The sequence below is a fragment of the Cupriavidus sp. 05N39 genome (assembly GCF_056397325.1).
The window spans coordinates 21,923-45,985 of record NZ_JBFTNE010000003.1 but is presented as its reverse complement, the minus strand read 5'-3'; the positions used below and the strand labels follow the sequence as shown (position 1 = coordinate 45,985).

The window sequence follows — 24,063 nt, the reverse complement described above, 5'->3', positions numbered from 1 at the left end:
CATGTTTTCCCGCCGAGATTTCCTGCGCGCCACCGCCGGCGCGGGCGCCATGCTTGCACTGCCGCGCCTCACGCTGGCCAGCGTGGATTCCGACCGGCGCTTTGTCTTCGTCATCCAGCGCGGCGCCGCCGACGGCCTGAACACCGTGATTCCCTACGCCGATCCCGGCTACGCCCGCCTGCGCGGCGCGCTCGCCATCGACGCCACGCAGGCCACGCGGCTCGACGGCACATTCGCGCTGCATCCCGCGCTGGCGGAGACGGCGCGTCTCTATGCCGCCGGGCAGGCGCTCTTTGTGCAGGCGGTGGCATCGCCTTACCGCGAGCGCTCGCACTTCGACGGCCAGAATGTGCTGGAGACCGGCGGCAACGCGCCCTACCAGGTCAAGGACGGCTGGCTGAACCGGCTGGTGGGCATGCTGCCGAAGCGGACCGATAACGCGATCGCCTTCGCGCCGACCGTCCCGGCAGCCTTGCGCGGGACGGCCGATGTCAGCTCCTATGCGCCATCGGCCTTGCCGGCCGCGCCGGATGACCTGCTGGCGCGTGTCGGGCAGCTCTACGAGATGGATGCGCAACTGCATCCGCTCTGGAACGCCGCGATGCAAGCCCGCGGACTCGCCGGCGATGCCGGCGCGCGCCAGGACCCGGCGAGCCTGGGGCGCCTTGCCGCCGGCTTCCTGGCGCGGGCGGACGGGCCTCGCATCGCCATGATCGAAACCGGCGGCTGGGACACRCACAGCGCACAGGCGCCGCGGCTGGCTGCCAGGCTCAAGGCGCTGGACGCCATGCTGGCGGCGCTGCGCGACGGGTTGGGCCCGTCATGGGAACGCACCACGGTACTGGTGGCTACCGAGTTCGGACGCACCGCCGCCGCCAACGGCACCGGCGGCACCGATCACGGCACGGCGGCGGCGGCGATGCTGATGGGCGGCGCCGTCAAAGGCGGGCGGGTGCTGGCCGACTGGCCGGGCCTGGCGCCGGGTGCGCTCTACCAGGGACGCGATCTCGCGCCAACGACGGAACTGGACGGATTGATCGCCGCGGCAGCGGCACAAAGCTTCGGGCTGGATGGCGAGCGCGTGGCGCGCACGCTGTTCGGACGCGGGGGCGGGCAGGGGGGGATGCTGGGCGGACTGCTGCGCGCCTGAGTCAGGCGCGCGGCAGTCCAGGCCCGGGTGATGCCGGATATTGCCGGTTACTTGGAGAGCAGGCGCATCGCCTGCTCCAGGCCGGCGAGCGTGACGGGATACATCCGCGACTTCATGATCTGGTTGATCACCGTCACCGATTGCCGATACTGCCACAGCCCTTCCGGTTCAGGGTTAAGCCACACAAAGCGCGGGAACTGCTCGATCAGCCGGTTGAGCCAGACCGCGCCCGCTTCCGGATTGTTGTACTCCACCGACCCGCCGGGCTGCAGGATTTCATACGGACTCATGGTGGCGTCGCCGACAAAGATCACCTTGTAGTCCGGCGTGTACTTGTGGATCAGGTCCCAGGTAGCGATCTTCTCCGCATGGCGGCGGCGATTGTTCTTCCACACGTAGTCATACACGCAGTTGTGGAAGTAGTAGTACTCCAGGTGCTTGAACTCGGTCTTGGTCGCCGAGAACAATTCCTCCACGCGCTTGATGTGGTCGTCCATCGAGCCGCCCACATCCATCAGCATCAGTACCTTGACCTTGTTGTGGCGCTCGGGCCGCAGCTTGATATCAAGCAGGCCCGCGTTGGCCGCGGTCGAGTGGATGGTGTCGTCCAGGTCCAGTTCGGTCTCGGCACCCTCGCGGGCGAACCGGCGCAGGCGGCGCAGCGCCACCTTGATATTGCGCGTGCCGAGTTCGACCTGATCGTCGTAATCCTTGTACGCCCGCGTCTCCCACACCTTGATGGCGGTGCGGTTGCCCTTGGAGGGACCGCCGATGCGGATGCCTTCCGGGTTATAGCCGCCATGCCCGAACGGCGAGGTGCCGCCCGTGCCGATCCACTTGTTGCCGCCCTCGTGTTTTTCCTTCTGCTCGTCGAGCAGCTGCTTGAGCCGCTCCATCAGCTTGTCGAGCCCGCCCATGGCTTCGATCTTGGCTTTTTCCTCGGCCGACAGCTCGCGCTCCAGCGTCTTCTGCAGCCAGTCCAGCGGAATGTCGGATTTCCAGTCGACCAGGCTTTCCACGCCCTTGAAGTAGGCCGCGAAGGTCTGGTCGAACTTGTCGAAGTGCTTCTCGTCCTTGACCAGCGTCATGCGCGACAAGTAGTAGAACTCGTCGATCGACGGCGTGATGACCTCGGACTTGAGGGCTTCCAGCATGGTCAGGTATTCCTTGACCGACACCGGCAGCTTGGCGTGGCGCAGCGAGAAGAAGAAATCGATCAGCATGGTGGTCTCGCTTAAAGTTTTCCGGAGCGGGGGCGGTGGTTCGCGGGCGTGTTCACGATGCGCGCCCCGGCGGGTCCAGGCGGTATTGCAGGTGGCGCTTCACGGTCGGCCATTCGCTGGCGATGATGGAGAACACCACGGTGTCGCGCAGAGAGCCGTCGGGCATGCGCTGGTGGTTGCGCAGCACGCCGTCCTGCTTGGCGCCGAGACGGGCGATGGCAGTGCGGCTCTGATGGTTCATCCAGTGCGTGCGGAATTCCACCGCGATGCACGCCAGTTGCTCGAACGCGTGCGTGAGCAGCATCAGCTTGCATTCGGTATTGACCGCGCTGCGCTGCACGCGCTGCGCGTGCCAGGTATGGCCGATCTCCAGGCGCCGGTGCGTGCCGTCGACGTTGAAGTAGCGGGTCGCGCCCACCACCGCGCCCGGCACGCCGTCGCGGATCTCGCGGATCACGAACGGCATCGCGCCCTGTTGCTCGCGCATCTGCAGCGCGGTGTCGAGCCAGGCGCGGACCTGGTCAGGCGCCGGCACCGAGGTGTACCACAGCTTCCACAGTTCGCCGTCCGCGACCGCGGCCTGTACCTCCGCTTCATGCTCGGGGCGCAGCGGTTCCAGCAAGGCGTGCTGGCCGCGCAGGGTGATGGGTTCGATAAAACGTGCCATGGCTTGGTGGTCCGATGCCGTTGCGGTGCCTGGCTGTGTTCAGCGATTGGCGCGGTTCATGAACACCAGGCGCTCGAACAGGTGCACGTCCTGTTCGTTCTTCAGCAGCGCGCCGTGCAGCGGCGGGATCGCGGCCTTCTTGTCCGGGCTCTTGAGTGCTTCGGGCGGGATGTCCTCGGCCATCAGCAGCTTGAGCCAGTCGATCAGTTCGGAGGTGGAGGGCTTCTTCTTCAGGCCCGGCAGGTTGCGCATTTCATAGAAGGACTCGAGCGCGGCGGCCACCAGCTCGCGCTTGATGCCGGGATAGTGCACGTCGACGATGCGCTGCATGGTCTCGGCGTCGGGGAACTTGATGTAGTGGAAGAAGCAGCGGCGCAGGAAGGCGTCGGGCAGTTCCTTCTCGTTGTTCGACGTGATGATCACCAGCGGGCGGTGGCGCGCCTTGACCAGCTCGCGCGTCTCGTACACATAGAACTCCATGCGGTCGATTTCGCGCAGCAGGTCGTTGGGGAATTCGATGTCGGCCTTGTCGATCTCGTCGATCAGCAGCACCACTTGCTGGTCGGCCTCGAAGGCCTGCCACAGCACGCCCTTGATGATGTAGTTGCGGATATCGTGGACGCGGTCATCGCCCAGTTGCGAGTCGCGCAGGCGCGACACCGCGTCATATTCGTACAGGCCTTGCTGTGCCTTGGTGGTGGACTTGATATGCCACTGCAGCAGCGGCATGCCGAGCGCCGCCGCCACCTCCTCGGCCAGCATGGTCTTGCCGGTGCCGGGCTCGCCCTTGATCAGGAGCGGGCGCTGCAGGGCGCGGGCCGCGTTGACGGCCAGCTTGAGGTCATCGGTGGCGACGTACTGCTGCGTGCCTTCGAAACGGGACTGCTGGTTCTGGCTGGCGTTGGTGGTGTTGGACATGAGGCAACCTGAGGGGTTTGTGCGTGTCGGAATGGGCCAGTATAAAAGAGCTTTCCGGTTCGCGTGTGGCTCGCCGCTCCATGGCTGGACTGTCACGTGCAGCCTGCTGTACAATGCGGCGGTTTGACGCGCCCCCCACGTCCACGACTCCACCCCCACGCTCTGTCCGCCTTGTCACTCCCGCGGTCCTTGCCGGGAGGCGGCAATCGACAAGAGATGGTTCCAGAATGAGGCGGAGACAGCGCCGACATGCCTGGCAGTGCCCAGGTGTCCGGCCCAAGCTGGCGGCCCACACTGGCAGCGCCGCATCCGGCCGCAGGCCGATGCGATCCTGCCGGACGCATTCTGAAGCCATTTCCGACCGGTCGGGYAGGTCACGCAGGGTTTAACACTTCCAATCAGCTACGACAATGAAAAAGCTCCTCACGATGGTGGTGCTGGGCGCGGCCGCAACGGCTGCGCAAGCCCAGGAAGTCAAGGGCAATGTGGACGCCGCCAAAAACAAGGTCGCGATGTGTATTGGTTGCCATGGTATTCCCGGCTATCGGGCCTCCTTCCCCGAGGTGTACCAGGTGCCCCTGCTCGGTGGCCAGAACGCCAAATACATCGAGAACGCGCTGAAGGAATACCAGAAGGGCGACCGCAAGCACCCGACCATGCGTGGCATTGCCGCGACCCTGACCGACCAGGACATCGCCGACGTGGCTGCCTACTACGCGCAGCAGACCTCCGGCTCGCAAAACAACACCCAGAAGTAAGAGGACCCATCCATGAATACGCTTAAGACGCTTTCGCTCGCGATCGGCGCACTCGTGCTGGGCGCCTCGGCCATCACGGCCTCGGCTGCCGACCTGGCCGCCGGCAAGGCGCTGGTGGAGAAGGGCAACTGCGTGGCCTGCCACGGTGCCGGCATGAACGCCCCGATCAGCCCGKATTACCCGAAGCTGGCCGGCCAGCACGCCGACTACCTGTACCACGCCCTGGTTGCCTACCAGATCACCACCAACCCGCAGGTGGGGCGCTCCAACGCCATCATGGCTGGCCAGGTCAATGCCAACCCCGGCGTGACGGGCAAGGACGGCAAGCCGCGGCCCTTCACGCGCGAGGAACTGAAGGACATCGCCGTCTACATCGAGTCGCTGCCGGGTGGCCTGGTTCTGAAGAAGTAAGCACCCCGCCGCCGGCACGCGCCGCGCGACGAAGAAAGAAAGCCGCTGATGTCCAGCGGCTTTTTTCTTGCTTGTGACACGAGGGCGGGACCTTGCCCGGCGCGCCGGGGCGCTCCGGGCAAGGTCCCGGGCCGGATCAGTTGCCGGTGCTCTCGGCCAGGCGCCGTGCCTTCACSGCATTGGCCAGCGTTTCCAGCACCTTCACCGAGTCATCCCAGCCGATGCAGGCATCGGTGACCGACTGGCCATAGGTGAGATCTTCCACCGGCGTACCCTGGATGTGATCCTGGCGGCCGCCTACCAGGTGCGACTCCACCATCACGCCGACGATGCGCTCGTCGCCTGCTGCCATCTGGCGGCCGATGTCCTCGCAGACCGGGATCTGGTTCTCGTGCTTCTTGCTGCTATTGGCGTGCGAGGCATCGATCATCAGGCGCGCGGCCAGGCCGGCCTTGGAGATGGCTTCGCAGGCTTCCTGCACGCTGGCGGCATCGTAGTTGGGCGTCTTGCCGCCGCGCAGGATGATGTGGCAATCCTCGTTACCGGATGTCGAGACAATGGCGGAGTGGCCGCCCTTGGTCACCGACAGGAAATGGTGGGGCTGCGAGGCAGCCTTGATCGCATCGACCGCGATCTTGACGTTGCCATCGGTGCCGTTCTTGAAGCCTACCGGGCACGACAGCCCGGAGGCCAGTTCACGGTGCACCTGGCTCTCGGTGGTGCGCGCGCCGATGGCGCCCCAGCTGACCAGGTCCGCGATGTACTGCGGGCTGATCATGTCGAGGTATTCGGTGCCGGTCGGCACGCCCAGTTCGCTGATATTCAGCAGCAGTTCGCGGGCGGTGCGCAGGCCATCGTTGATCTTGAAACTGCCATCCATATGCGGATCGTTGATCAGCCCCTTCCAGCCCACCGTGGTGCGCGGCTTCTCGAAATACACCCGCATCACCACTTCCAGTTCCCCGGCGAAACGGTCGCGCTGGACCTTGAGCAGCTTGGCGTACTCGAGCGCGGCGCGGGTGTCGTGGATGGAGCAGGGGCCGATGATGACGATCAGGCGGTCATCCATGCCGTGCAGGATCCGGTGCATGGCCTGGCGAGCGCCGTAGATCACGTCGGACGCCTTTTCGGAGCAGCCGAATTCGCGGATCAGGTGCGCCGGCGGCAACAATTCCTTAAGTTCGCGAATGCGCAGGTCGTCGGTGTTCTTCAGCATGATGGCTCCGGATTTTGTAGGGTCGTGTGTTTGGGGTGTCTGGGCTAGAGCTTGGTGCGGGCCGGGATAAAAAAAGCCGCCAGGTTCGCTGGCGGCTTTTTTTGAATTCTGGAGGCACTTACGATCGTCCCTCTCCATCCGCCAGCGGTGCGAGATCGCTAAAAAAGTAAAAATAAAACTTAGCGGACATGGATGGGATCAGGCTCAACTGGCGTCGGTTATTTGCGGCAACGCGTCACGAGATGGCAGAAAATTGCGCCAAGCCTGCCAAATCTGCGGGCTGCGGCGGTTGATCATCGGGCAACGAAGCATCTTTATAGCGCGTTTTCAGGGGCTTGGCAAGCGTCCGGCAGTACCCCCGGCACATTTTCGAGCCGCCTCGTGGCGGGCCCCGGATCGAGCTCCAGCCCGCGCATTACGGCGGCAGTGCGATTCTCCACCCCCAGCTTCACGTACACATGCTGCAGGTGCTTTTGCACGGTGCGGGCACTGATGCCGAGCATGGTGGCGATCTCGCGATCCGTCTTGCCATGCGCCAGCCAGCGCAGCACCTGCTGCTCGCGCACGGTCAGCCTGGCGAGCATGGAGACCGCATGGACGTCCTGGCTAAGGCTCGATGTACGCATTGCGGCAGATAAGGGCCAGCGCGGCGGTACGCAATGCTGCGTATTGGCGCGCTCCCGTGTGTGAACCAACATGGATGAGGCCAGTATAGGCGCAGCCGGCGCGCGCAGCGGCGCGGTGGCGGTCCCTGCACAGGTTTGCCCGGGGGAAGACAGGCGAACGTGGCGTGCCAGGCTTGTCCGGCACGGGCGGGGCCATTTGGGAGGAGTAAAACACCATGCCGATCGACGAAGGGAGGCTGAAGGCCTTCATGGATCAGTTCGTCCAGGATTTGGGGGCGGTCATGCATGCCGCGACCATCGTGCTGGGCGATGCGCTGGGGCTTTACAAGGCCCTGGCCGAGAAGCCGATGACCGTACAGGTGCTGGCCGAGAAGACGCACACGGATGAACGCTATCTGCGTGAGTGGCTGTCCGCGCAGGCGGCCAGTGGCTATGTCGCCTATGACGCGGCGAGCGAGATGTTCAGCCTGACGGAGGAGCAGGCATTCGCGCTGGCCCAGGAGGGCAGTCCCGCCTTTATTCCGGGCGCCTTCCAGATCGCGGTGGCACAGTTCAAGGCGATCCCCAAGATGGTGGATGCCTTTCGCAACGGGCGCGGACTTGGCTGGCATGAGCACGATCCGTCGCTGTTCCACGGCACGGAACGTTTCTTCCGGCCGGGCTATGCCGCGCACCTGACTTCGGAGTGGATTCCGGCGCTCGAAGGGGTGCAGGCCAGGCTGCAGGCGGGCGCGCGCGTGGCCGACGTGGGCTGCGGGCATGGCGCCTCCACCATCATCATGGCCCAGGCTTATCCCGCATCGGAATTCCACGGCTTCGACTACCACGAGCCATCGATCCGCTTCGCCACCGAGGCGGCGGCGCGCGCCGGCCTGCGTGATCGGGTGCATTTCGAGGTGGCAAAAGCCAAGGAGTATGGCGGCAAGGACTACGACCTCGTGGCCGTGTTCGATTGCCTGCACGATATGGGAGATCCGGTTGGCGCGGCCGCCCACGTGCGCGAGACCTTGCGCCCGGACGGCACCTGGATGATCGTCGAGCCTTTCGCCAATGACCGGCTGGAGGAGAACCTGAATCCGGTCGGGCGGGTGTACTACTCTGCCTCGACCTTCATCTGCACGCCGGCGTCGCGTTCGCAGGAGGTGGGCCTGTGCCTGGGCGCCCAGTCGGGCGAGGCGCGCATGCGCTCGGTGGTGCAGCAGGGCGGCTTTTCGCGCTTCCGCCGGGCGGCGCAAACGCCGTTCAATCTGATCTACGAGGCGCGGCCCTGAAGGGAAGAGCGGCCGCGCCCGGCGCCAAGCCTGGCCTCAGGCGGTGCCGCCCACCGTCATGTTTTCGATGCGCAGTGTCGGCTGGCCTACGCCCACCGGCACGCTCTGGCCTTCCTTGCCGCATACGCCCACGCCCGAGTCCAGGCGCATGTCGTTGCCGATCATGGTGACGTCCTTGAGCGATTCCGGACCGTTGCCGACCAGCGTGGCGCCCTTGACCGGCGCGGTGATCTTGCCATCCTCGATCAGGTAGGCCTCGCTGGCGGAGAAGACAAACTTGCCGTTGGTGATGTCGACCTGGCCACCGCCGAAGTTGACCGCGTAGAGGCCGCGCTTGACGCTGGCGATGATCTCCTGCGGATCCCGGTTGCCGTTGAGCATATAGGTGTTGGTCATGCGCGGCATCGGCAGCGCGGCGTAGCTTTCGCGGCGCGCGTTGCCAGTCACCGGCATCTTCATCAGGCGCGCGTTGAGCGTGTCCTGCATATAGCCCTTGAGGATGCCGTCCTCGATCAGCGTGGTGCACTGGGTGGGGTTGCCCTCGTCGTCGAGGTTGAGCGAGCCGCGGCGGTTGGCCAGCGTGCCGTCGTCCACCACGGTCACGCCCTTGGCCGCCACCCGCTCGCCCATGCGGCCGGCGAAGGCCGACGAGCCCTTGCGGTTGAAGTCGCCTTCCAGCCCGTGGCCGATGGCTTCGTGCAGCAGCACGCCGGGCCAGCCCGGGCCGAGCACGACCGTCATGGCGCCGGCGGGAGTCGGGCGTGCCTCGAGATTGACCAGGGCCGAGGCCACCGCTTCATCCACATACTTCTGCAGCAGTTCGTCGCTGAAATATCCGTAGGCATAGCGGCCGCCACCACCGGAGGAGCCGATCTCGCGGCGCCCGTTCTGCTCGGCGATCACCGTGACGGAGACCCGCACCAGCGGCCGCACGTCGGCGGCGATGACGCCGTCGCTGCGCGCCACCAGGACCACGTCGTACTCTCCGGCCAGGCCCGCCATGACCTGCACCACGCGCGGATCCTTGGCGCGCGCCATGCGTTCCACGCGTTCGAGCAGCGCTACCTTGTCGGCGGCTTCCATCGAATCGAGCGGGTCGTTGGGCGAGTACAGGTTGCGCCCGCCCTGGGAGGCCATCTTGCCCGCCACCTTGACGCGGCCGCTGCCGGCGCGGCCGATGGTGCGGGTCGCGGCCCCGGCCTTCAGCAGGGCGTCGAGGCTGATGTCGTCGGAGTAGGCGAAGGCCGTCTTGTCGCCGGACACGGCGCGTACGCCGACGCCCTGGTCGATGCTGAAGCTGCCCGATTTGACGATGCCTTCTTCCAGGCTCCACGCTTCGTTGCGGGTGTACTGGAAGTACAGGTCGGCGTAGTCGACCTTATGGGTGAAGATGTCCGCCAGCACGCGCTGCAGCTTCACTTCGTCGAGGCCGTAGGGAGCCAGCAGCAATTGCTGGGCGGTGGCGAGGTTGCGGATTCCGAGGTCGCCGGCGTTCATGGTTGTCCTTTATCGTCGTGCCGCGGCGGCGCCAAGGCGCCGCCGCGTGGAAATCTGGGGATGTTGGCGGCTCCGGGGAGCCGGCCTTGTCTGGTTGTACATCCTACAGCACCCGATGGCGCAGCGCAGGCAGGTTCTGCCTCACTTCGTCCAGGCGCGCGGGATCGATCAGTCCGCTCACCACGCCTTCGCCTTCCGGCAGCACCGCCATCACCTCGCCCCAGGGATCGATCAGCATGGAGTGGCCCCAGGTGCGGCGGCCGTTCTCGTGCTTCCCGCCCTGTGCCGCGGCCAGCACATAGCACTGGTTTTCAATGGCGCGGGCACGCAGCAGGATTTCCCAGTGCGCCTGGCCGGTGGTGTAGGTGAAGGCGGCCGGCATCAAAATCAAGCTGGTGCCRCCGCCAGCGGCGGCGAGCTGGCGATAGAGTTCCGGGAAGCGCAGGTCGTAGCAGACCGACATGGCGACGCGGCCACAGGGCGCCTCGAAGCTGGCCGGGGTATTGCCGGCCAGGATGGTACGAGATTCGTCGTAGCTTTCGGTGCCCCGCGTAAAGCCGAACAGGTGAATCTTGTCGTAGCGCGCCACGCGTTCGCCGCGCGGGTCGTAGGCGAGCGAGGTGTTGTAGACGCGTGCCTCGTCCTCGCACCACAAGGGCAAGGTACCGCCTACCAGCCAGATGCGGTGGCGGCGAGCGGCGCCGGCCAGGAAGGCCTGGATCGGACCGTCACCGTCGCGCTCGCGGATGGCGACCTTGTCGCTTTCGCGCAGTCCCATCATGCAGAAGTACTCCGGCAGCAGCACCAGTTCGGCGCCGCCCTGCGCCGCTTGCGCGATCAGCGCTTCGGCGCGGGCCAGGTTGGCCTCGGGCGAGACACCGCTGACTGTCTGGATCGCAGCGACGCGAAATGGTGCCGCGCTGGCGGCTTGGGCGGAGGCGGTTGCGGTCATGAAGCGGTTTCCTTGGCTGGCGGCGGCTGCAGGGGAGCGAATCCGCCCCATCCGTGCGGCTCGGCCAGATCCTGGCGCCGGCGCAGCCGGACTTGCCGGGCATGGGCGATCGCTTTGGACCCGGGCCTTGGCCGTTCATGCAAACGGGTCGGTCATGGTGCCGGGTAGACGCGATTCGACGGGCCCTGCACAGGGGGCGTGTCGGCCCTATTCTCCCCCACTTTGGTAATCTGCGGGTTCGCCCAGCCGCCGCTGATGCGGTACCGGCGGCTAAAGGCCTTGGAGAATTCATCGGCGAACATCAACTGGGCAGCCAGCGTGCCGATGCCCAGCGCCGGATTGATAAAGGCTGCTGCCACCGAGGCGGACGTGGCGTTGATACGCGGCACCACCGTCACATCGAGGTCCTGCGTCTCGCGCGGGATATTCGCGCTGCCCGCCATCGAGGCCCGCAGTTGCGCGCCCTTGAGCGCGAAGTCCTTGGTGCTGGCCACGCCGCTCTCGATAGTACCGGTGCCCGTGATCTCGTCGAACACCATGCCCTGGCCCGCCACGCCGCGGAAGTCGAAGGTGGCCAGCCGCATCAGGCCCTGCAGGCTGAGCACGCCCAGCAGCTTGGCCGCGCCCGGATCTACGCTGAGGATCTGGCCATTCTCCAGCTTGAGCTTCATCTGGCCCGACAAGGTGGGGTAGTCGATTGACATCGGCGAGCCGCGCCACGCCACCCGGCCCTCGAAGGTGCCGTGGCTGTCGGCCAGGATGTGCGGCAGGCCCATGCGTTCAAGCACCTGGCCGCCGTTGCGGACATCGAGCTTGAAATCGAGCCGCGTGCGGCGCTCCGCATCGGCCCCTTCGCGCAGCCGGCGCGGCATGCGCCAGCTGCCGCTGCCGGTGAAGGTGGCGCCGGGTTGTTCGATGACAAGGCGCTCCAGCGTCCATGCCGGCTCGCCGCCGCTATCGCCGGAGTGCGCCTTGACCTCCAGCTTGCCGAAATCGCGGCCGTGCAGTTCGAAGCGATCGGCCACCAGGTCAATCGCTGGCAACTCGCTCGTATTGTCGGCCAGCGTATCGGCAACGTTGCCCGCATCGGTGGTGTCGGGGATATTCAGGCGCGAAAGACGCAGCGTCAGCGCCCCTGCCGGCGTGGCTGCATCGCTACGCCAGCGCAGGTTGCCCGCGATCTGGCGAGAATCGATCTGAACGGTCCAGCCGGCGCTCTCGCGGCTGGCCTCCAGCACGACATCGTCGAGTTGCCGGCCATAGGCCTGCAGCGCGCGCACCCGCGCGGAGAACTTCTCCGGCATGAACGCGGAGGGCACGGTAACCGCGCCGGCGCCGGCGCCGGCCTTGCCGCTATCCGTGAGCAGGCCATGCCAGGCGTCGAGGTCGAAGCGGCCGGCGGTCAGCGCCGCCACGACGCCGCTGGCCGGTTGCGGCGCCGGCTGTTCGACGCCGATGCCGCCGGATTGCACTTCCATGCCATCGGCGTTGCGGCGCAGCAGATAGCGCGCATTGAGCACGTTGCCGTACTGCACGAGCATCTCCTCGCTGCCGGCGCGGGCCGCGGCGGGCCGGAGCTCAARGCGCAAGGGCAGGGCCTGGCTGGCGCTCTTGGCCAGCGGGGCAGGCATGCCCACCGCCAGGCCGGTCAATTCCGAAGTGACCGTGATCTGCGGCTGATGCTCGCGCACTCCGATCACCGCGCTATAGGCGGTACTGCCTTCCAGTTTCTGCGCCAGGCCGGCCATCGGCGAGCCGGTGAGCGCCTCGCGCATGCCCTGGGCGCTGGCATTGCCGCCGGCATTGACGCGTACCGTGCCGTCCGCCTGGCTGCCGCCGCTGGCGCGAATCTCGCCGCCGAGGAAACGGGCGCGCAGATCGTTGAGCTGGAAGCCGTGCTCGTTGAAGGCGACGACGCCGGTGGTGCCCGCCAGCACGGGCAATTGCGGGGTGAGCACCACATCGTTGCCCGGTAGCCGGAACTGGCCATCGACCTTGGCGTCCTGCGCCGCGGTGAGGGGAAGATCCAGCTTGAGGCGCAGCTCGCCATTGCCCTGGGCGCGCATGTCGCTGGTCACCTGGCCGGTCCAGTCGCGTACCGGGCTGGCGGCCACGAAGCGCAGGAAGCCCGTCATCGCTCCGCTGGCGCTGCCGTCCAGCACCAGGCGGCCGTGATCCGCCAGGTCGGCGATGCGGCCATTGACATCCTGCAGCGTGACGCCGGCAACGCCTTGCACGCCGGCACGCTGCGCCACGAAGGACAGTCCGCCGCGTTCGAACAGCAAGCGCCCGCTGATGTCGGTGAAGTTCGGCCACGCCTTGCCGCCGTTGCTGGCGCTGGCGGCGCTGCCCGGCGCCGCGCTCAGGTGGGGCGCGATCTGGTAGCTGACATGCTGGATCGGCACCTCGACCCGGAAGTCGCCGGCGCCTTCGTGCGGGCTGTGGAAGGGGAAGTGTTCCAGGTCGCCCTTGAGCAGGAACTGGACGTCGCTGGCTTCGCCTGTCACCAGGGCGCCGGCCAGGTACTGGCGTGTCGCGGCGGGGATGCCTGTGGGCAGGTAGCGCGGCACCCGGTTGACCTGGGCGCGCACCAGTTCGCCAGTGAGATCGGCAATGCCGCCGTGCCCGTCGCCGCCGGCATGCCAGGTACCACGCACGCTGCCTGCGGTATCCGCGTTGGCAAACTGCACGCCGTCGGTGCGCACCGCCAGCTTGCCGTTGTCGTTGGTCCAGCGCACTTCGCCGCTGATCTGGTCGAAGGGCAGGCGTGGCTCGTCGAACATGCCGGGGAACACCAGGGCGGCATTGCTGCCTTCGAAGCGGGCGCTTCCCTGCCTCTCGTCGAAACTGAAGCTGCCGGAGAGCCGCGCAAATCCTGGCACGCCCAGGTGGGGCTTGCCGCTGGCACCCGCCGGCGGGTTTGCGGGCTGGCTCAGCACCGAGACGTTGCGCAGCGTGCCCTGCACGTTGAAGTGGCGCTGGCCGTCGCGGCGGCTGAGTATGCCCTGGCGATCGCGGGTCCAGTTCACATCCAGGTTGTCGATATGGCCGGAGGGCTGGAGCGCGCGCAGCTGGCGCGACAAGGCGGTGTCGAGCGGCAGAGAGGTGGCCAGCGCGCGCACGGTGTTCAGGTCGAACGTGGGCGCCTTCAGCGTGAACTTGCGCAACTGGCCTTTGTTGTCGGTGGCCCAGCCCACCACCACCTTGCGCATGCCTTCGCGCCAGGCGCTTTCTCCGCTCGCCACGCTGGCGGCGGCGCTTGCCTCGGCTGCGGCGGCCGACGCCGCCGAGGCAGGCTGGTCTTGCCGTGCCTGCGGCACGGCCGGACCCTCGGCGGGTTCGGGCTGCCACAGCAGGGTGTCGATGGTGAGGATGTTGTCGCGGTCGCGGCCGGCGCGGTGCAGGACGAAGGCCTGGGCGCTGGCCAGCTTGAGTGGTTCGGGCGCGCCGGCCAGTTTCAGGTCCACGCCATTGGCGCGCAGCCTCGCCTGGCTGCGGGTGACTTGGCCGCCGCGGAATTCGATCGTGCCGTCGGTGCTGAAGGTGCCGCGCGCGACCCGCTCGAAGATCGCCGTGTAGCGTTGCAGTACCGGCAGCTCAAGCCGGCCGAGGTCCCAGCTGGCCTGCCCGTGCCAATTGCGCCAGTCGCCGGTGCGATGCAGGTAGTCATGGCGAAAATCCGCCTGCACCACGAGGGGGCGGGGCGCGAGCGTCGCCGACTGCGCTTCCAGTTTGAAGAGGTGGCGCGAACCCAGGCGCTGCACGCTGAGCTGGATATTGCCGACGTCGAGTTGGGGCAGGTGGTTCTTTTCGTCGAGCCAGCGGAGCTTGCCGTCGGTGAGTTCGACCTTGCCCTGGGACAGCAGCCAGTCGAACAGCCGGTTGTCTTGCGGCTGGGCGCCGGTAGTGTCCACGGCCAGCCCGGCTACCTGGAGTTTGCCGTCGGCGGAACGCCGTACCAGCAGGTCGGTATGGCTGGCGGAGATTCGCTGGAACAGCACGTCCATGCTTAACAGCGATCGCCATGACAACTTGCCGTCGAGCGTGCCGGCCGCCAGCAGCACACGCTGTTCGCCATCGACCGCCTTGACGTCGCGGGCATGGAAGGCAGGGTGCCAGCCGTCCCAGTACGTGTCCAGCTGGCCGATGCTCAAATGGGCCGCCAGCGCCACCGAGCCGCGCTGTTCCAGCCAGGTGCGGGCCGCCGAGGCCTCGGGCCAAAGCACGAAGCGGATCAGCAGGCCGGCCAGCATGGCGACCACCAGCAGCGACAGGGCCAGTCGTATCAAGACGCGGCCAAGGCCGCGCCACATGGGATGGCGCAAGGCTGCGAGCAGGACACGGCCGAGCGCGCGCGCCAATGCCAGCGGGCTCCGCCTGGAAAGTTGCAAAGGAGTAGAGCCTGCACCGGCGGCCCCGTCGAGCGCCGGCGTGCCGCCGGTGGTGGGGCCGGGCTCGGCGGGTGGGGTGGCGCGGCTGGACATGCGCAGATTATCCGACAATACTAGGCGCTCTCCAATTCGGTGCCTGACCGGCCGTGCATAACGCGCGGGCCGGCACAGTGCCGGCTCACGCGCTTCCAAGTAACAGGAATGACTTCCACTGATCCGACGAGTTCCACGGCTGCGCCCAATCCCGCCGCTACCGAGGCCGGCGCTGCCGGCGAACATGCTTCCGGCAACACTTCCAGCGCTGCCAGGCAAGCGGTGGCCGACATGGCCACGGGCCTGTACGCGACAGTGGCCGCCACGGAACTCGTGCCGGTCGATTGCGCCGGCATGGCATTGTACTCGCCCGCCTATTCGCATTACACCCGCCGTATGGTGCAAGCCCGCCCGGAGCTTGCCGGAATCGTTGCGCGCGCGCGCGAGCAGCCGCTGACGCGGGCCTGGATGGAGGCGCGGCTGAAGGCCCTGCATGAGCCGTCGGCCGATGTCGAGGAGGCCATCAAGCGCGCGTTGCGCCGCTTGCGCGCCGAAGTGATGTGCGTGGTGATCGAGCGCGACCTGCGCGGCCTGGCGCCTCTGGGCGAGGTCACTGGCGCGATGACGGACCTGGCCGAACTGGGCGTCCAGTATGGCCTGGCCATGCTGGAAGCGGACCTGGCGCCGACCTACGGCCGGCCTGTCGGGGAAAGCAGCGGCGAGGTCCAGGAACTGGTGGTGGTCGGCATGGGCAAGCTCGGCGGCCGCGAACTCAATGTGTCGTCCGACATCGACCTGATCTTCCTGTACGACGAAGACGGCGATACGCGCGGCGGCCAGCGCAGCCTGTCCAACCACGAGTACTTCATCCGCCTGGGACGCCGCCTGATCAACCTGCTGGCCGACGTGACTGCCGATGGCTACGTGTTCCGCGTCGACATGCGCCTGCGCCCCAACGGCGACGCCGGGCCACTGGCGTGCAGCCTCGGCATGCTGGAGCAGTACCTGATGGTGCAGGGGCGCGAATGGGAGCGTTACGCGTGGATCAAGGGCCGGGTGGTGTCGGCGCTGGACACGCCGCATGCGCAGCGCACCGCGGCGCAGCTGTCTAGCCTCACCACGCCCTTCGTGTTTCGCCGCTACCTCGATTACGGCGTGATTGCCGCGATCCGCTCGCTGCACGCGCAGATCCGCGCCGAGGCCGCCAAGCGCAGCGGCGGACTGGCGGCGCCCGGCGGCGGGCAGCGCGTGAACCAGCGTGCCTTCAATATCAAGCTGGGCCGCGGCGGTATCCGCGAGATCGAGTTCATGGCCCAGGTCTTCCAGCTGATCCGCGGCGGGCAGGACCCGGCGCTGCGCATCCGGCCCACCCTGGAAGTCCTGGCGGTGGCGGTGGAACATGGCTTGCTGCCTGCCGGCCAGGCCGAGCAACTGGCCGATGCCTACCGCTTCCTGCGCCAGCTCGAGCACCGCCTGCAGTATCGCGACGATGCCCAGACCCACCACCTGCCCACCGCCGCGGATGAGCAACTGGCCGTGGCACGCATGATGGGCTGCGCCGACTGGCCGGCTTTGCTGGAACGGCTTTCGTCGCTACAGGATCCGGTGGCGCAGCAGTTCGAAGCCACCTTCTCCGATCCCGATGAAGCCCACGCGCCTTGCGAGGCGCTGTGGCCGGCGTTGATACAGGAAGAGCAGGACGAACCGCCATGCGAGCGCCTGGCGGGTGCCGGCTTTCAGGATTGCAACGCGTTGCTCGACCGCTTGCGCGCCATTGGCGCTTCGCTGCGCTACCGGGCGTTGTCGGAGCAGAGCCGGGTGCGCTTCGACCTGCTGGTCAACCGCGCGCTCGACCTGGCTTCGCGCCAGGACGACGCCGACCGCACCATCGCGCGCTTTGTCGACTTTCTCGATGCCATCAGCCGCCGCGCGTCTTACCTGTCGCTGCTGTCGGAATACCCGCAGGCGATGGCGCGCGTGGCCGACACGCTGCACGCATCGAGCTGGGCGGCAGCCTATCTCACGCGTCATCCGCAGCTGCTCGACGAGCTGCTCGACAGCGATGCGCTGGCCGGCGCGCCCGACTGGAACGGATTCCGCAGCCGCCTGGCCGCGCGCCTCGATGCGGCCGACGGACAGATCGAAGCGCAGATGGACATCCTGCGCCGCGAGCATCATGCCGAGACCTTCCGCATCCTGCTGCAAGACCTGCAAGGCATGCTGACGGTGGAGCAGATCGCCGACCGTCTGTCGGACCTGGCCGATGCCATGCTCGACGTGACCTTGCGGGCCGTCTGGCGCCAGCTTGCCACGCGGCATGCCGAGCAGCCGCGCTTTGCCGTGATCGCCTACGGCAAGCTGGGCGGCAAGGAACTGGGCTATGCCTCGGACCTCGACATCATCTTCCTCTACGAAGACGAACACGAACGCGCGCCCGACGTCTATGCCGCCTACGCGCGCCGGCTGATCACCTGGCTGACCAGCCATACCGCTGCCGGCACGCTGTTCGACGTCGACACGCGCTTGCGCCCCAATGGCGAGGCGGGGCTGCTGGTGACCAGTTTCGAGGGCTTCCGCCGCTACCAGCAGCGCGAGGGCGACAACACGGCCTGGGTGTGGGAGCACCAGGCCCTCACGCGCGCACGTTTTTGCGCGGGAGACCCGGTGATCGGCGCGCACTTCGAAAGCCTGCGCGACGAGATCCTGCGCCAGCCGCGCGATGCCGCCACGCTGCGCGGCGAGATCACCGCCATGCGCCACAAGGTGTCCGAGGGACATCCCAACCCAAGCGGTCTGTTCGACCTCAAGCACGACCGTGGCGGGATGGTCGACATTGAGTTCACGGTGCAATACCTCGTGCTATTGCACAGCCACGACCATCCCGCGCTGACGCGCAATGCCGGCAATATTGCGCTGCTGCGCACCGCCGGCGAGCTTGGCCTGATCGATGCCACGCTGGCGCGCGAAGTGGGCGACGCGTATCGCGTATTCCGCGCGCGCCAGCACCAGTTGCGCCTGGATGGCCAGGTTCACGCGCGTGTTGCGCCGGCCGCCGTGGCGCCGCAGGCGGCGCAAGTCCGCGCGCTCTGGCAGGCGGTGTTCGGCGAGCCGGCGGAGCCCGGAAAATGAATCCACCCGTGGCCGGCGCCGCGCGCTGGCCGGCTTTGCTGGCCGCGCTGGCGGCGACTGCCGTCCTGAGCGCCGCCTTTACCTTTGTACCGTGGCTGCATGCGCAGGGACTCTATCTGCGCGACGCGGTCATGGGCCACGGCGCGGCCGGCCAGTGGTGGCGCCTGTTTACGGCGATGTGGGTCCACCTCGGCTGGCAGCACTGGCTGGCCGATCTGCTGGCTGCCGTGGGCCTGATGCTGCTGGTCGGGCGCGAGGCGCGCGCCGGCGCGATGCTGGCGGTGCTGGTTGCCTGCGGCATAGCGGTGCAAATGGCGCTGTGCCGGGTTCCCTCGGTAGGCTGGTATGGCGGATTGTCGGGCGCGCTGCACGGGTTGGCCCTTTGGGGTGGTCTGCGCCTGCTGGTTGGCAGCGGCGTGTCGCGCGTGCTTGGGGTGGTGCTTTGCCTGGGCGTGCTGGTCAAGACCTGGCTAGAGCAGTCGTGGCTCGCGCCGGTGGTATTCGACGCGCAGTGGGGCTTCGGGGTGGTGCGTATCTCGCACGCGGCCGGCACGGTGGCCGGCCTGGCGCTTTGGCTAGCGCAGGAGTGGTGGCAACGCCGTCGCGGCCAGTCAGCCGCATAGGCATGCCGAGGCAGGATACCCGGCCTCGGCACAGCGTCATTCGCTTAGCGCGGTTTCGCCGGTAGCCGGCGCCGTCCGGACCAGCTCAGCAGCAAGCCAAGTACGCACAGGCCCAGCGCGAGCGGCCACGACAGCGCACCGCCGCCACCGCCACCGCCGCCGGAGGATGTGCCAGGCGTACTGGGCGTACTGGGCGGGCTGGGTGGAGGCGGCTGGGCCACCTGCGTTGCGGCGATGACGGCGGCGTTGGCATCGAGCAGGCCTGCACCACATTTGCCGGTACCCGTGGTGGTCGTGCAAAACGTGCCTGCAGGGTGGGGGCGCGCGGAACTCTTCAGGGTGGCAAGCAGCTGGGCGGGTGTCAGCGCCGGATTGGCCGCGAGCATCAGCGCAGCCACGCCCGACACCAGCGGCGTGGCAAAGCTCGTGCCCTGGGAACTGGTGACCGTGTAATTGCCAAGCGACGTGGTGCCGTCATTGGAGAGGGTGCGGATGAAGGAATTCGCCACCGAACACGTACTGCCGTTGCTGCCCTGCACGACCTTGGAATTGCCGCAGCCACCGCCGGGCGCGCTCAGCGAGACTTGCGGTCCCACATTGGCATAGCCGGCGTTCTCGCCGTCGTTGGCGTGGGCCGTGACGGCCACCACGCCACTGCAGTCGGCAGGCGCCTCGACCGCACTGGCGCTGTTGCCGGTGGCGGCAACCACGATCACGCCGTTGGCAGCGAGGTCGTTCACGGCCTGCTGCTCGATGCTGGAGCAGGTGCCGCCGCCCAGGCTCACGTTGATCACGCGCGCGGGGGTGGGGTTGGCCGGAGCATTGGGCACGGCGAGGCCGCCGGCCCACCGCATGCCATCCACGGTGTCGGACAGCAACGCGCCGCAGCGGCCGGATACGCGCACCGGCTGGATGCGTGCGTTCCAGTCCACGCCGGCGATATTCACCCCGTTGTTGGTCAGCGCTCCCAGCGTCCCCGCCACGCGGGTGCCGTGCCAGCTATTGTTGGTGGCAGTGGTGGTTGGCGCCGATGTGCCGGGACAGGTGAATCCGCTCGGCACGCCGTCGCCAGCATCGGTAGCATCGGTGTCGCGCCCGTCGCCGTCATTGGCGATGCTGGTGTCGGTAATGAAGTCATAGCCAGGCACGATGCGCGCGGCCAGGTCCGGATGCGGCAGGTAGCCGGTATCGAGCACCGCGATCACGAGGCTGCTGCTGCCGCGGGTGCGGTCCCATGCCGGCGGCAGGTTGACGCCGCCCACCACTTGCGCGGGCGTGCCGAGGTAGGGCTGGTTGAGCGCGAATTCGGGATCGTTGGGTGCCGTGTCATGCAGGTGCAGCCAGCGGTCCGGCACCACCTCCGCGATGCGGGGATCCTGGCGCAGCCGGGCGGCGGTGGCCTCGGGGTCGGCGGCATCGCTGCCGGAGACGCTCAGCAATTGCAGGCTGCCGCCCATCTGGCGCTTGACCGCGAGCGCCACGCCGGTGTTCTGGTGAACGCTCAGCATGCGGTCGGGCTGGCCGCTGGCGGCAGCGCTGCTGCCGTCGCGCCAGCGTACGATGAAGTTGCCGCTATAGCGCGGCGCCGGGCGCGCGGCGGGGTCGGGCCCCGCGCTGGCGGCTGCCGGTGCCCCCAGCCAGAGGGCGGCGCCCAGCGCCAGCAGCAGGGCGCCGTGGCGCGCTATGCGTCTTGTGCAGCATGACCGGTACTGAAGCTGTTGCTGCATGTCTGCCATCTCCCGTTAGGCCCGCGTCGGACTGACCGCGGTGGGGCTTTCCGTGCGGAGCGCCCCGGAATCTGCAAGAGCGCGATCGCGCCGGGAACCACGGTTACAGCATTCAACCTACAACGTTCAAGTCAGGGAAACCGACTACAGAGCCTGCCCGTCCCGCCATGCCCGCAGTGCGGGCACGCCGGCTTCAGCCCGGCGGCATGTCGCGTCCCATGGGCATGGTGCGATTCGGCTTGAGCACCCGGTCCGGTTCGGCCAGCTCGATGCGGGGAGCGGCTCGCAGCGTGGCCACGGCCTGTTCCATCGTAGCATCACCGGATTGCGAAATGGCAGTGACCAGCCAGACGCCGCCCGACATCGGCCGCTTGACGACGAAACGGATCGGCCCGGAAATCGACTCCAGCAGGCGGCCGGCCTCTTCGGAGCCGGTCACCGGCGGCGCGCTGAAGCGCACCATGATGTCGCCCACGGCGCGGTCGGCGCTGATACTGCCGGCCGGCGCATAGGGGCGCTGCTGCGCCTGGCAAGCGGTGAGTGCGAGCAGTGCCAGCAGGCCGCAGGCGGCGGTGATCCGCAGCGGGCGAGCCATTGAGCGGGAGTGCGGCAGTTTGCCGGTTGACATGGGAAAGCTCCTGGATGGTTACTGGGCCGGTGCGGGACGCGGGCGATCAGCTTGCGCTCCGGCGCGAACGGCGCGTTTCCCGGGCCGTGCCGGCGGCGCCGCGCATGCCTTGCGCGAGCATTTCCTCGGCGTGCTGCACGGTGGTGGCGGTCACGGTGGTGCCGCCCAGCATGCGGGCGGTCTCGACCACGCGGCCGGCCGGGTCGAGGGCGCGGATGCGCGAGCGGGTGACCGAGCCCTTGCCTTCGGGCTGGCTGGTCTCCTTGCTGACCAGCAGGTGGGCGCCGGCCTGGGCGGCGACTTGCGGCAGGTGGGTCACGCACAGCACCTGGCGGGCGCGGCCAAGCTCCTGCAGCCGGCGGCCTACCACTTCGGCCACCGCGCCGCCGATGCCTGTATCGACCTCGTCGAAGATCAGGGTCGGGGTAGGCGCGGCCTCGCTGGTAATGACGGAGATCGCCAGGCTGATACGGGCAAGTTCGCCGCCCGAGGCCACCTTGGCGAGGGGACGCGCGCTGACGCCGGCATGGCCGGCCACCAGGAATTCGACTTGTTCCAGGCCGTGGCTTTGCCCTTCGTCGAGCGGGTGCAGCGCCACCGCGAAACTGCCGCCCGCCATGGACAGGCCTTGCATGGCGTCCGTGACGGCGGCCGACAGGCTTTCGGCCGCCACCTTGCGGGCGGCGCCTAGGTGCTGGGCGATGGTCAGGTAAGCGGCTCGGGCCGCGGCCTCGCGCGCCATCGCCTTGTTCAGGTCCTGGGCGGACTGGAGGTCGTCGAGCTGCTGGCGGCGGGCCATCAGTTCGTCGGGCAGTTGCTCAGGCGGCAGCCGGTACTTGCGCGCGGTGGTGTGCAGAGCCTGCATGCGCGCTTCCACCAGTTGAAGGCGTTCGGGGTCGAGATCGAGCCGGTCGACATAGCGGTTGAGCGAGTGAGCGGCCTCCTCGACCTGCACCAGGGCCGGGTCCAGCGCCGCCAGCACGTCGCCCAGGCCGGGATCGACGCCCGCCAGCTGGCGCAGGCGCTGTACCACGCTGTTGAGTGCCGACAGTACCGAGCCATCGGCCTCGGACAGCGCTTCCAGCGCGGCGCGGCTGCCCTCGATCAGCCCCGCGGCGTGCGACAGCCGGTTGTATTCGGCCTGGATGTCTTCCCACTCGCCAGGTTGCGGCGCCAGCTTCTCGAGTTCGCCGACCTGCCATTCGAGCCGTTCGCGCTCAAGCTGCATCTCGCGCGAGCGGTGCTCGATGGTTTCGCGCTGGCGCACGCAGGCACGCCACGAGCGCCAGGCCTCGGCTACGGCGCCCGCCTGGGCGGTAAGGCCGGCATGGGCGTCCAGCAGCAGGCGCTGGGCGTCCGGGCGCAGCAGCAACTGGTGGGCATGCTGGCCGTGGATATCGACCAGGCGGTCGCCGATGTCGCGCAACTGGCCCAGCGTGGCGGCGGCGCCATTGATAAAGGCCTTGCTGCGCCCGCCGGCGTCGACGGTCCGGCGCAGCAGCACGGTGCCATCGTCGCCGGTGAGGTCGTGTTCGGCCAACCAGTCATCGAGCCCGGCGGGGGTGGCGAAGGTGGCGCTGATGCTGGTCCGGGCGGCGCCTTCGCGGACCACGCCGGCGTCGGCGCGCTCACCCAGCACCAGGGCCAGCGCATCGATCAGGATCGACTTGCCGGCACCGGTCTCGCCGGTGAAGACGGTGAAGCCCGGGGAGAAGTCGAGGTCGAGCGTATCGACGATGACGAAATCGCGGATGGACAGGCTGCGCAGCATCGTGGGCGACGGGTCGGGGTCAGGGGCGGATTCGGTTTGGGGGCGGCGGATCTGGGCCGGATCGGTCAGGATCGGCGCGGCTCAGAGCCGGTTGTCTTCGCTCGGGTACTCGTGCCAGTGCAGCTTCTTGCGCAGCGTGGCGTAATAGTTGTAGCCGATCGGATGCAGCAGGTTGACGGTCTTGGCCGACCGGCGAACCACAATGCGGTCGCCCGGCAGCAGCGAGGTCAGTGACTGCATGTCGAAGTTGACGCTCGCGTCGCGCGCCGTGGCCACCTCGATCGAGACTTCGGCGTCATGCGGCAGGACGATCGGGCGGTTGGACAGCGCATGCGGGGCAATCGGCACCAGCACCAGCCCCGACAGGGTGGGGTGCAGGATCGGGCCGCCCGCCGACAGCGCATAGGCGGTCGAGCCGGTCGGCGTCGAGACGATCAGGCCGTCCGAACGCTGGTTGTACATGAAGTGGCCGTCCACGGAGACGGCCAGTTCGACCATGCCGGAGATGCCGGAACGGTTGACCACGACGTCATTGAAGGCCAGCGCGGAAAAGATCACGCCGTCGTCGCGTACCACCTGCGACTCCAGCAGCATGCGGGTCTCCGACTCGTAGCGGCCCGCAAGCATGTCGGGCAGCACCGAATGCACGTCTTGCAACGGGATGTCGGTCATGAAGCCGAGGCGCCCGTGGTTCACGCCGATCAGCGGCACCGGGTAGCCGGCCAGCTGGCGCGCCAGGCCCAGCAAGGTACCGTCGCCGCCGAGCACCACCGCCACATCCGCATGCTTGCCGATCTCGTCCGGCGCCAGCGCCGGATAGTCGGTCAGCCCGGTAGCCATCGCGGTTTCGCGCTCGAACACCACATCCTGGCCGTTCCTGAGGATGCAGGCGGCCAGATCCTCCAGCGGGCCCTCGATGCCGGCGGTGGCGTACCTGCCGATCAGGGCGACGGTGCGAAAGGGCGCGCGCGCGGCGCCGGGCGTGGGGAGCGAAGACATGCCGGGATTAGACCATACCGCCGCGACCATTGTCAGCAGATGGGCACCTGCGGCCGGGCCGGAACACGGATGA

The 24,063-nt window shown here is 67.8% G+C and carries 18 protein-coding genes; 6 read left to right on the top strand and 12 right to left on the bottom strand.

Annotation, left to right across the window (positions count from 1 at the left end; all coding sequences use genetic code 11):
• Position 1 precedes the first annotated feature (1 nt).
• Complete coding sequence (locus tag AC1DN0_RS02055) at positions 2-1,150, top strand: DUF1501 domain-containing protein (protein WP_441629950.1); 1,149 nt, start codon at positions 2-4, stop codon at positions 1,148-1,150.
• Positions 1,151-1,197: 47 nt separating this feature from the next.
• On the opposite strand, the gene AC1DN0_RS02050 is transcribed toward AC1DN0_RS02055, so the two are convergent.
• Genes AC1DN0_RS02050 through AC1DN0_RS02040 form a run of 3 tightly spaced genes read right to left on the bottom strand, consistent with a single transcriptional unit; the run spans position 1,198 to position 3,958 of the window.
• Positions 1,198-2,373: a vWA domain-containing protein gene (locus AC1DN0_RS02050; protein ID WP_035868545.1), complete on the bottom strand. Its 1,176-nt coding sequence runs from the start codon at positions 2,371-2,373 to the stop codon at positions 1,198-1,200.
• 52 nt (positions 2,374-2,425) lie between these two features.
• Positions 2,426-3,040 (bottom strand): GNAT family N-acetyltransferase, encoded by a 615-nt coding sequence (locus AC1DN0_RS02045; RefSeq protein ID WP_477111075.1) that lies wholly within the window; start codon positions 3,038-3,040, stop codon positions 2,426-2,428.
• A 39-nt stretch (positions 3,041-3,079) separates the two neighbouring features.
• Positions 3,080-3,958 (bottom strand): AAA family ATPase, encoded by an 879-nt coding sequence (locus tag AC1DN0_RS02040; RefSeq protein ID WP_045238101.1) that lies wholly within the window; start codon positions 3,956-3,958, stop codon positions 3,080-3,082.
• A 410-nt stretch (positions 3,959-4,368) separates the two neighbouring features.
• Between AC1DN0_RS02040 and AC1DN0_RS02035 the strand changes: the two genes are divergently transcribed.
• Both AC1DN0_RS02035 and AC1DN0_RS02030 read left to right on the top strand, forming a co-directional pair.
• Positions 4,369-4,716 carry a c-type cytochrome gene (locus AC1DN0_RS02035; RefSeq protein ID WP_045238100.1) on the top strand — a complete coding sequence of 116 codons (348 nt, stop codon included), beginning with the start codon at positions 4,369-4,371 and terminating at the stop codon, positions 4,714-4,716.
• A 12-nt stretch (positions 4,717-4,728) separates the two neighbouring features.
• Positions 4,729-5,127: a c-type cytochrome gene (locus AC1DN0_RS02030; protein ID WP_477145496.1), complete on the top strand. Its 399-nt coding sequence runs from the start codon at positions 4,729-4,731 to the stop codon at positions 5,125-5,127.
• 136 nt (positions 5,128-5,263) lie between these two features.
• On the opposite strand, the gene aroG is transcribed toward AC1DN0_RS02030, so the two are convergent.
• Positions 5,264-6,343 carry a 3-deoxy-7-phosphoheptulonate synthase AroG gene (gene aroG, locus AC1DN0_RS02025; RefSeq protein WP_441629959.1) on the bottom strand — a complete coding sequence of 360 codons (1,080 nt, stop codon included), beginning with the start codon at positions 6,341-6,343 and terminating at the stop codon, positions 5,264-5,266.
• 314 nt (positions 6,344-6,657) lie between these two features.
• Positions 6,658-6,969, bottom strand: coding sequence for a helix-turn-helix domain-containing protein (locus tag AC1DN0_RS02020; protein ID WP_441629961.1), 312 nt, complete (start codon positions 6,967-6,969; stop codon positions 6,658-6,660).
• A 215-nt stretch (positions 6,970-7,184) separates the two neighbouring features.
• On the opposite strand from AC1DN0_RS02020, the gene AC1DN0_RS02015 reads away from it, so the two are divergent.
• Positions 7,185-8,240, top strand: a complete 1,056-nt coding sequence (locus tag AC1DN0_RS02015; protein WP_441629963.1) for a class I SAM-dependent methyltransferase — start codon at positions 7,185-7,187, stop codon at positions 8,238-8,240.
• 36 nt (positions 8,241-8,276) lie between these two features.
• Here AC1DN0_RS02015 and tldD read toward each other — a convergent pair whose 3' ends face one another.
• From tldD to AC1DN0_RS02000, 3 genes are all read right to left on the bottom strand, one after another.
• On the bottom strand, positions 8,277-9,737 hold the full coding sequence (gene tldD / locus AC1DN0_RS02010) for a metalloprotease TldD (RefSeq protein ID WP_276287790.1): 1,461 nt from the start codon (positions 9,735-9,737) through the stop codon (positions 8,277-8,279).
• 103 nt (positions 9,738-9,840) lie between these two features.
• On the bottom strand, positions 9,841-10,689 hold the full coding sequence (locus AC1DN0_RS02005; RefSeq protein WP_035868525.1) for a carbon-nitrogen hydrolase family protein: 849 nt from the start codon (positions 10,687-10,689) through the stop codon (positions 9,841-9,843).
• Positions 10,690-10,841: 152 nt separating this feature from the next.
• Complete coding sequence (locus AC1DN0_RS02000; protein ID WP_477145495.1) at positions 10,842-15,173, bottom strand: YhdP family protein; 4,332 nt, start codon at positions 15,171-15,173, stop codon at positions 10,842-10,844.
• 231 nt (positions 15,174-15,404) lie between these two features.
• On the opposite strand from AC1DN0_RS02000, the gene glnE reads away from it, so the two are divergent.
• Together glnE and rrtA are read left to right on the top strand one after the other, a co-directional pair.
• A complete protein-coding gene (gene glnE / locus AC1DN0_RS01995) occupies positions 15,405-18,242 on the top strand; it encodes a bifunctional [glutamate--ammonia ligase]-adenylyl-L-tyrosine phosphorylase/[glutamate--ammonia-ligase] adenylyltransferase (RefSeq protein WP_477111099.1) in 2,838 nt (945 codons plus the stop codon).
• Positions 18,239-18,865 (top strand): rhombosortase, encoded by a 627-nt coding sequence (gene rrtA, locus AC1DN0_RS01990; protein ID WP_441629968.1) that lies wholly within the window; start codon positions 18,239-18,241, stop codon positions 18,863-18,865. Before glnE ends, rrtA begins: the two co-directional genes overlap by 4 nt.
• Before the next feature lie 44 nt (positions 18,866-18,909).
• Here the strand turns inward: rrtA and AC1DN0_RS01985 are convergent, their stop codons facing one another.
• The 4 genes from AC1DN0_RS01985 to AC1DN0_RS01970 all read right to left on the bottom strand — a co-directional run bounded on the left by AC1DN0_RS01985 (position 18,910) and on the right by AC1DN0_RS01970 (position 23,990).
• Complete coding sequence (locus AC1DN0_RS01985) at positions 18,910-20,592, bottom strand: S8 family peptidase (RefSeq protein ID WP_441629970.1); 1,683 nt, start codon at positions 20,590-20,592, stop codon at positions 18,910-18,912.
• 193 nt (positions 20,593-20,785) lie between these two features.
• Entirely contained in the window at positions 20,786-21,220 is a 435-nt protein-coding gene (locus AC1DN0_RS01980) for a hypothetical protein (RefSeq protein WP_441629972.1), read from the bottom strand.
• 46 nt (positions 21,221-21,266) lie between these two features.
• Positions 21,267-22,991 (bottom strand): DNA repair protein RecN, encoded by a 1,725-nt coding sequence (recN, locus tag AC1DN0_RS01975; protein WP_441629974.1) that lies wholly within the window; start codon positions 22,989-22,991, stop codon positions 21,267-21,269.
• 81 nt (positions 22,992-23,072) lie between these two features.
• Positions 23,073-23,990, bottom strand: coding sequence for an NAD kinase (locus AC1DN0_RS01970; protein WP_035868511.1), 918 nt, complete (start codon positions 23,988-23,990; stop codon positions 23,073-23,075).
• Between the last annotated feature and the right edge of the window lie 73 nt (positions 23,991-24,063).

Excerpts from the sequence above, each read along its gene's own strand:
- AC1DN0_RS02050 (WP_035868545.1), bottom strand. The coding sequence starts at position 2,373 with ATGCTGATCGATTTCTTCTTCTCGCTGCGCCACGCCAAGCTGCCGGTG.
- AC1DN0_RS02045 (WP_477111075.1), bottom strand. The coding sequence starts at position 3,040 with ATGGCACGTTTTATCGAACCCATCACCCTGCGCGGCCAGCACGCCTTG.
- AC1DN0_RS02040 (WP_045238101.1), bottom strand. The coding sequence starts at position 3,958 with ATGTCCAACACCACCAACGCCAGCCAGAACCAGCAGTCCCGTTTCGAA.
- AC1DN0_RS02035 (WP_045238100.1), top strand. The coding sequence starts at position 4,369 with ATGAAAAAGCTCCTCACGATGGTGGTGCTGGGCGCGGCCGCAACGGCT.
- AC1DN0_RS02020 (WP_441629961.1), bottom strand. The coding sequence starts at position 6,969 with ATGCGTACATCGAGCCTTAGCCAGGACGTCCATGCGGTCTCCATGCTC.
- AC1DN0_RS02015 (WP_441629963.1), top strand. The coding sequence starts at position 7,185 with ATGCCGATCGACGAAGGGAGGCTGAAGGCCTTCATGGATCAGTTCGTC.
- tldD (WP_276287790.1), bottom strand. The coding sequence starts at position 9,737 with ATGAACGCCGGCGACCTCGGAATCCGCAACCTCGCCACCGCCCAGCAA.
- glnE (WP_477111099.1), top strand. The coding sequence starts at position 15,405 with ATGGCCACGGGCCTGTACGCGACAGTGGCCGCCACGGAACTCGTGCCG.
- rrtA (WP_441629968.1), top strand. The coding sequence starts at position 18,239 with ATGAATCCACCCGTGGCCGGCGCCGCGCGCTGGCCGGCTTTGCTGGCC.
- AC1DN0_RS01985 (WP_441629970.1), bottom strand. The coding sequence starts at position 20,592 with ATGCAGCAACAGCTTCAGTACCGGTCATGCTGCACAAGACGCATAGCG.
- AC1DN0_RS01980 (WP_441629972.1), bottom strand. The coding sequence starts at position 21,220 with ATGTCAACCGGCAAACTGCCGCACTCCCGCTCAATGGCTCGCCCGCTG.
- recN (WP_441629974.1), bottom strand. The coding sequence starts at position 22,991 with ATGCTGCGCAGCCTGTCCATCCGCGATTTCGTCATCGTCGATACGCTC.
- AC1DN0_RS01970 (WP_035868511.1), bottom strand. The coding sequence starts at position 23,990 with ATGTCTTCGCTCCCCACGCCCGGCGCCGCGCGCGCGCCCTTTCGCACC.